The organism is Paenibacillus xinjiangensis (assembly GCF_059686975.1).
Genome location: NZ_JCAALS010000002.1, coordinates 175238 through 189663, shown reverse-complemented (window position 1 = coordinate 189663; position 14426 = coordinate 175238). Strand labels below are relative to the sequence as shown.

At 47.8% G+C, this 14426-nt stretch carries 14 protein-coding genes and 5 tRNA genes; 4 read left to right on the top strand and 15 right to left on the bottom strand.

Annotation, left to right across the window (positions count from 1 at the left end; translation table 11 throughout):
* Nucleotides 1-36: 36 nt before the first annotated feature.
* The 4 genes from AC6ESP_RS02920 to AC6ESP_RS02905 form a co-directional block, all read right to left on the bottom strand.
* Complete coding sequence (locus AC6ESP_RS02920) at nt 37-1650, bottom strand: type 2 periplasmic-binding domain-containing protein (RefSeq protein ID WP_497095173.1); 1614 nt, start codon at nt 1648-1650, stop codon at nt 37-39.
* 161 nt (nt 1651-1811) lie between these two features.
* Complete coding sequence (locus tag AC6ESP_RS02915) at nt 1812-2690, bottom strand: carbohydrate ABC transporter permease (protein ID WP_497095372.1); 879 nt, start codon at nt 2688-2690, stop codon at nt 1812-1814.
* Between the two features lie 52 nt (nt 2691-2742).
* On the bottom strand, nt 2743-3696 hold the full coding sequence (locus AC6ESP_RS02910; RefSeq protein WP_497095172.1) for an ABC transporter permease: 954 nt from the start codon (nt 3694-3696) through the stop codon (nt 2743-2745).
* A gap of 30 nt (nt 3697-3726) precedes the next feature.
* Entirely contained in the window at nt 3727-4713 is a 987-nt protein-coding gene (locus AC6ESP_RS02905; RefSeq protein ID WP_497095171.1) for a zinc-dependent alcohol dehydrogenase, read from the bottom strand.
* Between the two features lie 598 nt (nt 4714-5311).
* On the opposite strand from AC6ESP_RS02905, the gene lspA reads away from it, so the two are divergent.
* Complete coding sequence (gene lspA, locus AC6ESP_RS02900; RefSeq protein ID WP_497095170.1) at nt 5312-5773, top strand: signal peptidase II; 462 nt, start codon at nt 5312-5314, stop codon at nt 5771-5773.
* Nucleotides 5774-5886: 113 nt separating this feature from the next.
* Here lspA and AC6ESP_RS02895 read toward each other — a convergent pair whose 3' ends face one another.
* A complete protein-coding gene (locus AC6ESP_RS02895; RefSeq protein ID WP_497095169.1) occupies nt 5887-7287 on the bottom strand; it encodes an ABC transporter substrate-binding protein in 1401 nt (466 codons plus the stop codon).
* A 165-nt stretch (nt 7288-7452) separates the two neighbouring features.
* Here AC6ESP_RS02895 and AC6ESP_RS02890 point away from each other — a divergent pair, with 165 nt between their 5' ends.
* Nucleotides 7453-7830 (top strand): potassium channel family protein, encoded by a 378-nt coding sequence (locus AC6ESP_RS02890; protein WP_497095168.1) that lies wholly within the window; start codon nt 7453-7455, stop codon nt 7828-7830.
* A 203-nt stretch (nt 7831-8033) separates the two neighbouring features.
* Here AC6ESP_RS02890 and AC6ESP_RS02885 read toward each other — a convergent pair whose 3' ends face one another.
* The 7 genes from AC6ESP_RS02885 to AC6ESP_RS02855 all read right to left on the bottom strand — a co-directional run bounded on the left by AC6ESP_RS02885 (nt 8034) and on the right by AC6ESP_RS02855 (nt 9842).
* On the bottom strand, nt 8034-8348 hold the full coding sequence (locus AC6ESP_RS02885; protein WP_497095167.1) for a hypothetical protein: 315 nt from the start codon (nt 8346-8348) through the stop codon (nt 8034-8036).
* Between the two features lie 239 nt (nt 8349-8587).
* A tRNA-Leu gene (locus AC6ESP_RS02880) sits at nt 8588-8672 on the bottom strand.
* 51 nt (nt 8673-8723) lie between these two features.
* Nucleotides 8724-8799: transfer RNA gene (locus tag AC6ESP_RS02875), tRNA-Lys, on the bottom strand.
* A 48-nt stretch (nt 8800-8847) separates the two neighbouring features.
* Nucleotides 8848-8922 (bottom strand) — tRNA-Glu (locus AC6ESP_RS02870).
* A 191-nt stretch (nt 8923-9113) separates the two neighbouring features.
* Nucleotides 9114-9202 (bottom strand) — tRNA-Ser (locus tag AC6ESP_RS02865).
* Nucleotides 9203-9207: 5 nt separating this feature from the next.
* Nucleotides 9208-9283: transfer RNA gene (locus tag AC6ESP_RS02860), tRNA-Asn, on the bottom strand.
* A 67-nt stretch (nt 9284-9350) separates the two neighbouring features.
* Entirely contained in the window at nt 9351-9842 is a 492-nt protein-coding gene (locus AC6ESP_RS02855; protein ID WP_497095166.1) for a SprT family protein, read from the bottom strand.
* Between the two features lie 135 nt (nt 9843-9977).
* Between AC6ESP_RS02855 and AC6ESP_RS02850 the strand changes: the two genes are divergently transcribed.
* A complete protein-coding gene (locus tag AC6ESP_RS02850) occupies nt 9978-10331 on the top strand; it encodes a hydrolase/acyltransferase (RefSeq protein WP_497095165.1) in 354 nt (117 codons plus the stop codon).
* Between the two features lie 74 nt (nt 10332-10405).
* Here the strand turns inward: AC6ESP_RS02850 and AC6ESP_RS02845 are convergent, their stop codons facing one another.
* Nucleotides 10406-11053: a nitroreductase family protein gene (locus AC6ESP_RS02845; protein ID WP_497095164.1), complete on the bottom strand. Its 648-nt coding sequence runs from the start codon at nt 11051-11053 to the stop codon at nt 10406-10408.
* 189 nt (nt 11054-11242) lie between these two features.
* Nucleotides 11243-11695 carry an Rrf2 family transcriptional regulator gene (locus AC6ESP_RS02840; RefSeq protein WP_497095163.1) on the bottom strand — a complete coding sequence of 151 codons (453 nt, stop codon included), beginning with the start codon at nt 11693-11695 and terminating at the stop codon, nt 11243-11245.
* A gap of 167 nt (nt 11696-11862) precedes the next feature.
* On the opposite strand from AC6ESP_RS02840, the gene cmpA reads away from it, so the two are divergent.
* On the top strand, nt 11863-12015 hold the full coding sequence (gene cmpA, locus AC6ESP_RS02835) for a cortex morphogenetic protein CmpA (RefSeq protein ID WP_497095162.1): 153 nt from the start codon (nt 11863-11865) through the stop codon (nt 12013-12015).
* Between the two features lie 71 nt (nt 12016-12086).
* Here the strand turns inward: cmpA and AC6ESP_RS02830 are convergent, their stop codons facing one another.
* Nucleotides 12087-14282, bottom strand: a complete 2196-nt coding sequence (locus AC6ESP_RS02830) for a Tex family protein (RefSeq protein WP_497095371.1) — start codon at nt 14280-14282, stop codon at nt 12087-12089.
* Nucleotides 14283-14426 lie beyond the last annotated feature (144 nt).

Sequence of the window (14426 nt, the reverse complement as noted above, 5' to 3'; positions counted from 1 at the left end):
TTGGAGAGTCAGCTTTCGCGACTCTCCAATTCTCTATTATTCGAACGTTATGGTCTTGCCTTGGGCAGCTGAGACTTGCTCCGCATAATAGGTGAATACATCTGTTGCTCCATATTTGGTCATAATCTCTTCACGATATGTCGCCCAATTCGATGCATCCTTCTCATCGTATATAATTTTCACCTGCAGCTCGTTCATGCGTTTGCGAAGCGCTGCGAGATCCATTCCTTCTTTGATGACAAGGCTGGTACCCACTGACGGCAATATTTTATAAGACAATATCGTCTGAAGAACGGCTTTGTCGCGCTCTGTAAGGTTAGGATCCACTACCTCTACGCCGAACGCTTCCGGACCTGAGATTGGCGTGAACCATTGATACACGGTCAAGAAATTGCCGTTATCCGTAACATTTTGCTTGAAAGCCTCTTGATTCAATGTAATTTGAGCACCGCTGCGTGTGAACTCACTGCCTTCACGACCGTAATGAGTCAGCAGGAACCCTTCTTCCCCAGCTAACCAATCGAGAATTTGGAGTGAACGGTCGATTTCTTCATCCGAAGATCTGGAGCTGAGCAGGAATGGATTGCCCGGTACCGGTTCAATGAATGTGCCTGTCTCCGCGAATGGATCGAACGGCTCCCAATTGGCATTGGCATTGCCTGTAATATCCTTCGTCTTCACTTGCAGACCTTCAGGGTTATTGTCAAAAGCAATATTCTTGCCGAATCCAAGCACAATTCCCGCCTTGCCTTGTACAGCCTTCTCGATCTGCTGTCCATTCTTGTTGAGCAGCCAGTCTGGGTCTACAACTCCTAGTTCAATCAGCGCTTTCGTATCATTCAGGGTCTGCTCCATACGCAGGTCTGTTCTCGTATCGATGAATTTCTCACCCTCAATAACGAAGTCGCCGACTAGACCGTTCTTCACATAAGTAGGAAACTCCATCGACATGTTCGTACCATTGCCATACGCGGTTAAGCCGAAGGTATCATTCTTTTTGTTGCCATCGGGGTCATTGAAGGTGAATGCCTTCATAACCTCGACCATCTCGTCGTAGGACTTAGGAATTTGCAGATTGAGTGTGTCGAGCCAGTCTTTGCGAATATAGTAGGAACGATAGTAATTCTTCTCGTAAGGGATCGGAGCGCGGGCGAACTTGCCTTGCACCTGATACTTCGTGAGGCCCTCCTCCGTCATCCAATATTTGAAGTAATTAGGCATCTTCTCAGGCGTCACAATCCCCGTCATTTCCTTGGCTACACCATCTTTAATATATTGGTTGGACGAGACTCCGTCCGCGAAGAATACATCGGGGATATCATTAGAAGCAATGAGAGAGTTCAGCTTATTGGAGAAATCAGTACCGAACGGCATATAATCGATCGTCAGGTCTACATTGAATTTCTCGTCAATCGCCTTCTTCACGAAGTCTGCATCACCTTTGGGCAATTGCGCATCCGCTGAAGCGGTAATGAACCAATTAAGCTTAATTTTCTCCTGTACAGGCTCCTCAGTCGCGTTACCGGTTGCTGCCGGACTAGCATTCGTACCTGAATTGCCACCTTTATTATTGTTCCCATTGCTGCTGCAAGCCGAGATGATGAGCGATAAAACCAACAGTCCAATTAAGATTGCGCCGTTACGTTTCATAGTCTACCTCCTAATAAATAAATGAACTTGCGTTGTTGCCAATCCCCCACTGTTACGCCTAACCTCTAACGCTGATACGACTTTCTCTGACCCGGGCCAGTGCCTATGTAGCGTGTGGCGACCGGTACACTCCTCTCCCTTAATAGACTAAAGCTTGAGGCTTAGCCCTTAACAGCTCCAAGCAGCATCCCTTTGATGAAATATTTTTGTAGAAACGGATACACAACAATAACAGGAATAATCGCTACGACGACAGTCGCCATCTTGATCGATTCAGGCGGCAATGCGCTCAGCTGGGATTGCGGAACCGCAAGCTCTTGGCTGACGCTTGGCGTTACGATCATGTTGCGCAGAACGACCTGCAGCGGATACAAATCACGATCGTTCAAATACATAATGCCGCCGAAGTATGCATTCCAATGATTCACGCCATAGAAGAGGCCCAAGGTTGCCATAATCGGCATGGAGAGCGGAAGCACAATGCGCAGCAGTGTGCCTGCATCGCTGCAGCCGTCGACCTTGGCCGCCTCCTCAATTTCTGGAGGGAGCGACTCGAAGTGCGTTTTCATAATCAGCATATTGAAGGTGGAGACCATTCCCGGAATGATAAGCGCCCAGAGCGTATTCATCAGGCCGGTTGCCTTAACGGTCAGGAATGTCGGGATCAAGCCGCCGGAGAACAGCATCGTGAAGACGATGCCCAGCAGCACCACATTCCTGCCAGGGAGATATTTCTTGGATAATGGATAAGCGAGAAGTGTCGTTACGAGCAGATTGAAGGCCGTACCGACAATCGTAATAAGTATCGTAATATTAAGCGCCTTGGGAACAACCCCGCTGCTGAATATTGCTTGGAACGCATCGAACGTAATTTGCTTCGGAATTAGCAGGAATCCGCCATTGCGCAGAACCTCCGAGTATGGGGTAATTGATACGATACACACATAGTAGATAGGGAACAGCGTCGCCAGGCCGAACACAGCCAATGATGTATAAATGATGAGATCAGCTATGCGATCCGAGAACGTTTTTTTGAAAATATAAGGCAATTTAAGCCACCTCCGCTAGTTGCTTCATCCGTACGTTCGTACGTTACCAGATGCCGGAGCCGCCGAACCGTTTGGCCAGCTTGTTCGCTCCAATCACGAGCACGAAGCCGATAACCGACTTGAATACGCCAACTGCTGCGGGAACACTGAAATCCATCTCCTCGATGCCCCTGCGGAATATCCATGTGTCGAGAATATCACCGACGTTGTATACCCGGACGTTTAGAAAAATGTATACCTGCTCGAATCCGGCATCGAGAATGCCTCCAAGTCGTAGAATGACCAACAGCATGAATACATCGCGAACGCCAGGCAGTGTAACATGCCAGATTTGACGCCATCTTCCTGCCCCATCTATCGCTGAGGATTCATACAGCTCACCGTTAATGCCTGCGAGCGCGGCTAGATAGATGATGGCGCCATAGCCTGTGCTTTTCCAAATATCACTAACCAGCAGCATCGGTCGGAACCATTGCGAATTCGTCAATACGTCAATCGAGCCCCAGCCCATATCCCGGAAGAAGTTAGTAACCAAGCCGGAGCCTGGAGCAAAGAACGAGAACATAATGCCATACACGATAATCCAGGATAGAAAATGAGGACCGTAGGTCAACGTCTGAATCGTCTTCTTGAACCATCTGACCCTAATCTCATTAAGCATTAGCGCTAGAACCAGATCCGGCAGCATGTTGAACAGAATGCGATAAATGCTCAGAAGCAGCGTATTCTTCATGAGTATCGGGAAATCCGGTGAAGCGAATACCGCACGGAAATTGTCTAGTCCGACCCATTCGCTCCCCGTTACCCCCTTCATGAGGTTGTAATCCTGAAAGGCGACAACGAGTCCGAACATCGGTACGTAATGGTAAACGATATAATATAGAATGCCGGGAACCATGAACAGATAGAGCCATCTATAACGCCACAACGTTTGCGTCCATCTTGGCTTCGTTCGGTTGTTCATCATGAGATCCGGTGCAGGCGCCGTAGCTTTCATCTTCTCCTCACTCCTCTCCCTCCACCGCTATTAGAAGCGGACAACGATTCCCATCTTCTTCTGCGGCTGCTGTTCGTAGCTCACATAGAGATCAGGCAGCTCGTTGAAGGCGACCGTATCCGTAATAAGCGACTGGATATCGATTCGTTGCTCCCCAATCATTCTTAGAAAATCCTGTACATTGCGTCCTTCCGTCCATCTGATATAGCCGATCGGATAATCGAAGCCGTGCTGCTCATAATCCGATTCATAGCGTCCAGGTCCGCCTGCCCTTGAGATATGAACGCTGGCTTCTTTGGCGAACAGCAGATCACGGTTGAATTCACAGCCAGTATCTCCGACAATAACGACCCTCCCTCGATCACGCAGCCAGGCGATGGACGTATCAATCAAGCTGTCTTGACGGTTGCTGGCACATACAAGCACAGCATCTGCGCCCTTCCCGCCTGTCAATGCATCCAGCGCTTCCTTCATCTCAGCCTCATCCTGACAAGCATAGCTTACGCCAGCTGTTAACAGCTGCTCCCTGCGCTCGAGAATAGGCTCAAACCCAGCAACACGGTAATTGGATGCATGTGCGATTCGAGCAATAATCTGTCCCAGAATGCCTGCGCCTGCCACCACAACCGTCTCTCCGAATCTCAGATCCGCTTGCCTCAACGCATGAATGGCGATAGCTCCAATGCCTGAGAAGGCCGCTTCTTCATCACTGACGCCATCGGGTATCGGGACGGTCAAATGCTTCGGTGAGAGCATCGTTTCCCGATGCGCCGGCGTACCGTAGCATGCGACTCTCTGACCTGGTTGCACATGAGTGACCCCTTCACCGACCTCCGTCACGACTCCCGCTGCACTATATCCAAGCGGTGCCTCCGAGTTCGTACGAATCATCATAAGCTCGGTGCCGATACTGACGGACGAATAAGTAATTTGCACTTTCACATACTGCGGTTTAATTTGAGGTTCAGGTAAATCCACGATAACCGCAGTGCCGTTCCGGCTTTTAATCGCTCGCATAGACGCCTCCTGATTTATATCTGATTCACTTAACATAGGATGTAAGAATGTTATGACTTAGTTGATGTATTTCTGATGTACTGATTATATACGGCGAGTAAAAAGCCCGTCAACCCTTATTTTTTTGAATAATCGGAATGTTGTGTCTTTCTTAAAGAATTTAGCTAAAGCAAGGGTGTAATCGCTTACATATTTGTGGGTGATGATCGGACTCCTTTCGCTAGTTGTACCCCTTTAGCAAGTCCTCGAGCTATCGATGTATTCTGAGCATAACCCCGGGGTGATTAGCGAATCCATTTTCCATATTCATGAAGGCAATTACTCTATTGGTGGCTAATAAAAAAGCTCGAGCCATGATAATGACTCGACTTTCCTTATTAGTGAATCCCATATCGCTAATAGAGTAATTCGTTACTCTAAATCGATACATAGCAAGCAGGTACATCGGAATAGCGAAACGACGTTCACCAATAACGAAAGCAGCTGCGCTAAAGATAGCTCATGAGCAGAACACTAGTCAGCTGTGGGCACTCTATTTGATTGGCCGTTTGTTGTCAGTTAGAATAAATATAGGACTGCTACAGAAAGTGAGGTTACTATGCTTTATTACATCGTGGCTATTATCGTCGTTCTCATCGACCAAATCTCTAAATTTATCATTCGTGCCTATGTAGAAATCGGAGAAATCATCACCTATGGTAATCTTCACATTACGCATTATGAGAACAGCGGTATGGCCTTCAGCTTATTTCAAGGCTACGCTCGCCTCTTCGGCGTTATCGCTATTCTGTTCGTCGTCGGTATTCAATACTACCGCAGATCCTTGAATAAGAAGGACCGTCTGATGAATATTGGACTAGGGTTTCTTGTGGGCGGAGCCATTGGGAATGGAATCGATCGCCTTCTATTCGGACAGGTTACCGACTTTATTACCTCTCGTTCCGGCAATGGCATTCTTAACTTAGCCGATTACGCGATTAACATCGGCGTTGTCCTCGTTATCCTGAGCTCCATATATGATTGGGTGAGAAGCAAGCTGCGAGAAAGAAGCCCTAACTGAAAATCAACAACAAACGCTTAGTTATCTAAGCGTTTGTTCTGTTTCCCTGTAGGCTGGGCGAGTATGGAGTAATAAAAAATCGGCCACACATGCGACCGACTTGAGTTCTTCATCTATTTCCTTACCGCCGCTTTCGACGAGAACAGCTCCCCCATTTTGTCCTGCAGCGTCTGCTCATCGATCATACCTGACCAGTATTCCTTCAGCCCCTTGGTGCACGTGCGCAGATCCTTAATACTCAGGCCAATGTCACTATGATAGGCAAAGGAAGGCAGCATTTCACGGAACATGAAGTAACGCGAGGGACGCTTCAGGCTGTCGCTGAACGAACGCTCCGCAGATTCTTTGCGTGCGGGTATGCTGATAGTCCGCTTACTAATCACATTCTGGGCCTCTGCGGATGTGAGGTATTCGACGAACAGCCTCGCAGCTTCTTTGGACTTGGAATGACGTACGAGCGCCATGCCAATGGATAGCAGCAGCGTCTTCTGCGGATCTCCGCGCCTGAGGCTTGGCAGTGGACAAATATCGTAATCAAGAGGCAGATGAGCGAGCTCATTCATGTTGAAATAAGTACCCAGAATGACAGATACTTGTCCCTCCGCGAACAGCTGTATCGTCTCATCATTGCCTTGCGCCCAATAGTTGGGAAAAATATCTCTATTGCTAATCAGTTCATTCAGCTTGCCGAGGCTTTCCGTCATCTTCAGGCTTAGCCCGCTAGGAAGACGCCCCTCCTCCTGCTGCTTGCCAATCCCTTGAAGCAAGAACACCGAATATCGATTCTCTGAGGCCGGTAGAAAGTACACTCCGTGCCTGCCCTGAAGCTTACCCAGCTTAGTCGCAGCCGCTATCAGATCATCCCAGGTCCAATAGCTGTCCGGCTCGTGCAGCCCTGCTTCGGCAAAATGCTGCTTATTATAGCATAATACGACTGGCGAGAATGAGACTGGCTTCGCGTAGATAGTCCCTTCATAATGGAAAGCTTCCTCTGCAATCGGGTATAAGCTCGGATCGGACTCCAGCTCCTCCAGCAGCGGACTAAGCCCTTCCTCCGTCCATTCCTGGAATTGCGGACTGTTGAAGGCAACCACATCCAGCAAGCCGTTCGCGATCATCTCCTCGGCCGATTGCACATAATTCATATGATTCAATGTGATCCGCCGGATATGAATGCCAGGATTACGACGACCGAAATCCACAATCAGATCATCAAGGAGAAAATCAGATGTCAAAGAAATTGGGCAGCCCAGATTAAGGGTAATCGCTTCCTTCGCCCTTGGCGTAACCATGCTGCCGACGCGATCAATCTTCACGATCAATCCTTCCTCGACCAGCTGATCCAGCCCTTTGCGAATCGATTTATTACTTAATTCATATTGTTTGGCAAGTGCGCTCTCTGCCGGCAGATACGCACCCTCTTGTCTTATACCGTTAATAATCTCCGTGCGAAGAACGTTGACGAAATGGTCTAGACGATCCTGGAACGAGGGACGCTCTGATTTATAACTCATGTATCATTCACCTATTTTCTCATTCATAGACATCAGTTATATTTTCAGACATTTCACATGGGATGTCAACTGCGTATATGGTAAAGTTGAAATTTCATGCTATACTGTTCAGCAATGATTAGCTAACTGAACGAATAACCAGCCTGAAGGAGTGTATTCAACAGCATGATCTCTTTTCTCATTACCCTTAAACGTCTTCTAGGCGGTATATTCAAAGCCTTTAAGCTCAAAAATTTTCAAGCCTTATTCGTCCTAATCCTTCTCATCCTGCTGTCCGGAACTATCTTCTATTGGAAAGAGGAGGGCTTGCCCCTCCTTGATGCATTATACTTCTGTGTCGTTACACTGAGTACGGTTGGGCATCCCACGTTCGTTCCACAGACCTCTCTGGGCAAAATATTCACAATGGTCTATATCACCGTCGGCACCGGCTTATTTCTAGCTATGGTCGGCCACATCGCTTATGCCATTATAAAGAGCAATCAAAAGGAAGAAAAAGATGAGACAGACAAAATGGAAGAGAAAAGACGAACCACTAAGTAAGAGGTTAGCTTAACCAACAGTCCACCCCATTTCTTGTGCTGAGCCTCGCTTAGATACGTATATGGCTGCTCACAAAAGGGATATGGAGCCTAATTCCGATCGGAGAAACCGATCAAACGCCAGCCAACGAATAGTCTATACAGAAAAGCACACAAAAATAGCCTTGCTGCGCAATTCTCATACGCGGCAAGGCTATTTTTACACTAGGCGATAACTTCTGTTTTGAACACGTTATCCAGCTTATCCGTAGCACCAAGTCTTTTCTTCAGTGGAACTTTAATGTCGCGTCCCAGCTCTTTGAAGAAGGTGTCTACATCGCACTGCACATTATCCAAAGCTACGGTAAGCGTACGCTTCTCAATAATGTTCTGATTCACGTCCGTCGGAACCGAAATATCGATCGTGTATTTCTTCATTAGCGTATTGCTATATCTCGTGAAGATCTCAATTAATTCATCATTATTGAAATTCTCGATAGCAGCCTGTCCTTTGTTCGTAAAAATCAGATTCATTCTCATGTTCGTCATTTCCCCTTTTCAATTCAACCATTTATAATCATGTAATTAGTATCTTGATGATCTTATGGTTCTGTTTAAAAGGCTCATGCACAAGATCCTACTATATTACTCTATACTAAATTTCATCAAAAGTGAACCCGCAGAAAACAATACCAATAAACTAAAAGGCCACTTACTTTGTCAGAATGTGTTTCTGAAAAGAAAGTGGCTTCTATATAACAATCTTCATATTCATTATATGGTGCGGTAGACAGGATTTGAACCTGCACGTCCATTGGACACTACCCCCTCAAGATAGCGTGTCTGCCGTTCCACCACTACCGCACATTTAAAGGTTATTCCTTCACATTCATTCACTTCGAGGGATGAAGTAAATGGTGAGCCATGAAGGACTCGAACCTTCGACACCCTGATTAAAAGTCAGGTGCTCTACCAACTGAGCTAATGGCTCTCATGCTGTAAAACGAACTCTGAGAGCTGCTTCACTTACATTAAGGAATGGTGACCCGTAGGGGAATCGAACCCCTGTTACCTCCGTGAAAGGGAGGTGTCTTAACCGCTTGACCAACGGGCCATATGATGATTGCGTCACTGTTAAAGCGACATTTGTTATTATAACAACTTCTACGCTTCAGTACAAGCTTTTCTTCAATTTACTTCAATCCAATTACTGGATCATTCAACCTTCGCTGTCATGAGGCGTAAAAAAAAGACCCTCTATTGAACGGTCTTTCCGTTACAATTACTTTGTGAAAGAAGTATATATGGCGGAGAGGAAGGGATTCGAACCCTTGCGGCTGTTACACCCTAACGCTTTAGCAAAGCGCCCCCTTCGGCCTCTTGGGTACCTCCCCATATATGGCTCCCCGAACAGGACTCGAACCTGTGACAACTCGATTAACAGTCGAGTGCTCTACCAACTGAGCTATCAGGGAATGTTACTCACACACTCTTTCGTCTGTCGCAACCGCGTGTTTCTCAGCGGCGACAAGTAATAATATATCATGGTTCATTAAGAAGGTCAAGCGTTTTTAAAAATAATTTTCCGCGGCATTTTCCGCAGGCATATTTGGCCGGATCAACCCGCCTTCTGCGCGGGTAAACACAGCCGCAGCTGGTGCAAATAAGCTGGTATCGAAACGGTGCCGGCGTACGCCCCGCGCGGTCTGGAAGCGATTGGCAATAGCGTGACCCTCCTACATGAGCGAGCAGCCTTTTGAAATCCTCATCCCGATGCTTGTACCCTCTCTTCAATAAATGAAGATGATAATGGCACAGCTCATGCTTAATTATTTTTTCTGTTTCTTCCGTGCCGAAATTGTCCAGCTGATGCGGACTGATCTCAATATCATGTGATTTCATGAAGTAACGTCCGCCTGTCGCTTTCAGTCTTCTATTGAAAGTTGCCTTATGCTTGAACGGACGGTTAAAGCTTTCGATGGATACGCGTTCCACCCATTGCTGAAGCTCTTGATCATTCATCGTTATCGTCATATCCATTCTCCCCCACTACTTGAATTTTAAATGGTTCATACGCTACACTGTCAAGTAGTAATATTTAATTATGGAACGGCGATGACAGTGAAGTATGTGCTGATATTCGATCCGAGGGGAGAGCTAAACCGTATTATGCCAACTATGCGTTATGTCCTTATGAAGCATCATGACACCATCTCTTTTGTTGAAATGCCTGATTCGCACGCTTATCAGCTGAGCGCACTCAATCTGCGCCTTCATAAAGAAATCGACAAGCTCACAGCTGACCGTATTCCACAGCTGCCTTATGCTGTAGCCGAATGCGACAATGTCGATCTGCATGACAGCAGCATTGCTATCCTATCCGGCCTGGATTATATCAACGAGCTGGAGCGTGATTTCTCCGCAGTGAAAGAATCTGCTTATCCGCTCATCGCTCTGTTGACTGAGATTCGCGCCCTGCAAGCCCAGCTTGAGCAGTGGTATGAAGATGAAATGCTTGATTAGGCAAATGAGTAAGTCATACAAACAGAACAAACCCGCTCCGGTATATCCGGCAGCGGGTTTGTTCTGTTTGTTTCTTATATTTTATTAAAGAACGTTACTTCTTCTACAGGCAGACGCACGCTTGGATGCCCTTCTACCTTCGCTTTGCCAATCGGAAGAAGAATGTTCGGAGTGTAGCGGTCAGGAATGCTCAGAAGAGCCTTCAGCTTCTCACGGTCATAGCCGCCCATAGGAACTGTATCGTAGCCTTTTTCTTTGGCTGCCAGCATAATTTGCATCGACACAAGACCTGCATCGAATACGGTAATCTCGTGCAGACGCTCTTTTGGAACCGACGTATACAATTTAATCGAGTTTTCTATGAACCGGTCTGCGAATTCACGAGTCAAGAAGCCAGCATCGACAGCAAGATTGTTAATTTGCTCGACTTTTGTATGCAGCTCTTGATCCCCTAGAACAACGATAACTGCGGCTGCATCAACCACTTGCTGTTGATTGTTCGCGATAGGAAGCATTTGCTGCTTCAGCGCAGGATCAGTGACAACAAGGAAACGCCACGATTGTGTATTGGATGAAGATGGTGCACGTGTAGCAATCTCGAGAATTTCTTTGATCTGCTCCTCAGTGATTGTACCTGTAGGATCATAATGGCGAACAGAACGTCTTGCATTCACTAACGAGATAAAATCTTGGCCTTTTTGTGAATCAGTTTGAGTAGTCATAATGGTAATACCTCCATATCCAATTTGGAATTGCTCTCTATTTACGTGCAGTCAAACACCTCGGGCTTATTCCGTTCTGTGTAATAATTAGCACAGTTAAATGCAAGCAACTGTAATCATTTCAATCACAGTATAGGATGGATTGCGTATAAAGTCAATCCTCGATTTGCTTTCTCCAATAATTGTTCCCTAATCTTCGCTCCCCGAGCATTTCTCTGACAAATGAACAATCGTAACCTTATTCAGTGTATCGAGCATGCGCCGCTCCACCTCATCGGATACTTGGCTTAACAGACTGGCCATATTCCCACCGCTTAAATCCTGCTCACCTGTTGCATACAGCATTCCACTGCATACTGGCTCTTGCATGTCGAGCGCCCGGTACACATCAGCCAAAGTTACAGCAGCAGGATCACCCTTCAGCCGATATCCGCCGACTCGGCCTTCCCTTGTTTCTATAAGCTGGGCTTTGGAGAGCTTAGCCAAAATTCTTCGCATAAGTGAAGCTTCTGAATGGAGTCTTGCGGCAATGTCTGCGCTCGTGCTCCAATCCTCTCGTCTGGACAGCAAGACCAGCGCCTGAAGAGCCAAGCCGAACCATTTGTAATTTGTTGTGACGCTCCCTTTTTCAGGCTGTACCATAAGTCTTCCCCTCCATTCTTCCCCCCCATTATATAAGCCATTCGGCTCATGAGGCAAGGACAGCCATTCCCAGTAGAACCAATTTGGCTCAAGACAGGCACGGACAATCGCCCTTCCCCATATGGTATTTATACAACAGGGTAGAGCGGGAAGGAGGCGGAAGTGCGATGCCGCAATGGCTATGCAACCAAATGATGCGTGCATTCCAGAAGAAGGACCGGAGGCAGATTAAGCTTCTCAATGAATGCTGGTACTTCTATCGCAGCAAGCAAGGTCCTAAGGATCAGGACGATGAATCAGAGCTGACTACACTCCACTAGACAACATAAAAGGCTATCCTAGACCACTATACAGTGATTGCAGGATAGCCTCTTCTCTACTTCTGTATTCCTCAGGATTGCTTGCGCATCGTCAAGCCTACTCGTCCCTTTTGGACATCTACGCTCAGGACCCATACGGTGACCGTATCGCCAACCGAGACGACATCCATCGGATGCTTAACGAATTTATCACTCATTTGTGATATATGGACAAGCCCGTCATTCTTCAATCCAATATCAATAAAGGCGCCAAAGTCAATGACATTGCGCACGGTTCCCTGCAGCTCCAAGCCCGGTGTCAAATCTTCGAGATTTAGGACATCGGTATGGAAAATAGGAGGCGGCAGCTCTTCCCGCGGGTCACGCCCTGGACGCAGCAGGCTGTCGATAATATCCTTAAGTGTCGGCACACCAACACCAAGCGCAGGGGCAAGTACTTCAGCATTAACCGCAGTCAACTTCGCGTTCTGCTCCTCTGTGCCGAGATCCGCAAGCTTAAGTCCCAGCTCCTTGAACAGCTTGTCTACCACATCATAGGACTCGGGATGGATAGGTGTCCGGTCCAGGGGATTGCCTGCCTCTGGTATGCGTAGGAAGCCGATGCACTGCTCGTAGGACTTTGCCCCAAGTCGAGGCACCTTCTGCAGCTGTCCCCGCTTCGCGAATCGACCGTTGTCCTCACGATACTTCACAATGTTCCGTGCGATCGTAGCATTAATGCCCGCCACATACGACAGCAGCGATGCTGACGCTGTGTTCACGTCAACACCAACATGGTTAACCGCTGACTCTACAACACCGCCGAGGCTCTCATCGAGCCGCTTCTGGCTCACATCATGCTGATATTGGCCGACGCCAATCGCCTTGGGCTCAATCTTCACAAGCTCAGCAAGCGGGTCCTGCAGCCTGCGTGCGATCGACACCGCGCTTCGCTCTGCTACATCAAGTGACGGGAACTCCTCTGCTGCCAGCTTGGATGCGGAATAGACACTTGCACCCGCTTCACTGACAATTATATATTTGAGCTCTTCCCCGCCTGCAGCCTTGCGCTTGCTAATCAGATTGGCAATGAACTGCTCCGTCTCCCGCGAAGCGGTACCATTGCCAATAACGATTAGATCAACCTTATACTTATCGATAAGTCGATTGATAAGCTGCTCGGCTTCTGCCACCTTATTGTTCGGAGGAGTCGGATAGGACACTGCTACCTCCAGCAGCTTCCCGGTATCATCTATAACAGCGAGCTTGCAGCCTGTCCGGAAAGCCGGATCGACGCCAAGTACAATATTGCCGCGTACTGGCGGCTGCAGCAGCAGATTACGAAGATTTTCCGAGAAGATGGATATTGCATGCTCCTCCGCTTTCTCTGTCAGCTCACCGCGCACCTCACGCTCGATGGAAGGTGAGATTAGACGTTTATATGCATCCTCAATTACAGCTCTTAGAACCTCTACGATAGAAGCACCGGTATGATTCCTAATGACCTTACGCTGAACAAATTCATGTACGCGCTCCACCTGCAGCTCGAATGCAACGCGAAGAATATCCTCACGCTCACCGCGGTTAATGGCCAGAATACGGTGAGGAGGCAGCCGCCTTACTGGTTCCTGATAGCTGTAATACATCTCGTAGACGGACTCCACGCCAGCCTTCTTCGCTTCGGTCTTCAGAAGTGCTTGATCGAACGTATGCTTACGCACCCAAGCTCGAATCGCTGCGTCATCAGCTATATTCTCAGCCAGAATATCCATTGCGCCTTGAAGGGCTTCTTCAGCCGTTGCTACGCCTTTATCTGGATTAATATAGGCTGCTGCTTGAGCCAGAGGCTCCCCTTGACGAGGCTGTGACCAAATCCACTCCGCAAGAGGCTCCAGACCTTTCTCCTTCGCCACACTCGCTCGTGTCTTGCGTTTCTGACGATAAGGGCGGTACAGATCTTCAATTTCCTGCAGCTTAAGCGAGGCTTGAATGGAGCTCCGCAGCTCTTCCGTAAGCTTGCCCTGCTCATCAATAAGCCGGATAACCTCACGCTTGCGCTCCTCCAGATTCCGCATATACTGCATGCGCTCTTCAATCGCTCTAAGATCATTCTCATCCAGCTCACCGGTCATTTCCTTCCGGTAACGTGCGATGAATGGGATCGTATTGCCCTCATCGAGGAGCGCGACTGCAGCCTTTACCTTAGTGAGAGGAATTGCCAGCTGCGAAGCCATTGCCTTCATAATGCTGTCGTTCTCCGCTGCAATCTGCTCGGGCGTTCTCGCTATTTTACCTGATGCTCCATCTAATTCCTCTTCGGATTGCTTTGCCGTTGTTCCAGCCAAACGTCATGCACCGTCCTTTAATTTTCAATTCGTCATTGTCAGTTAACAAGTCTCTTGTACATTGTCGCAGATTTGAGCATGCTTTTC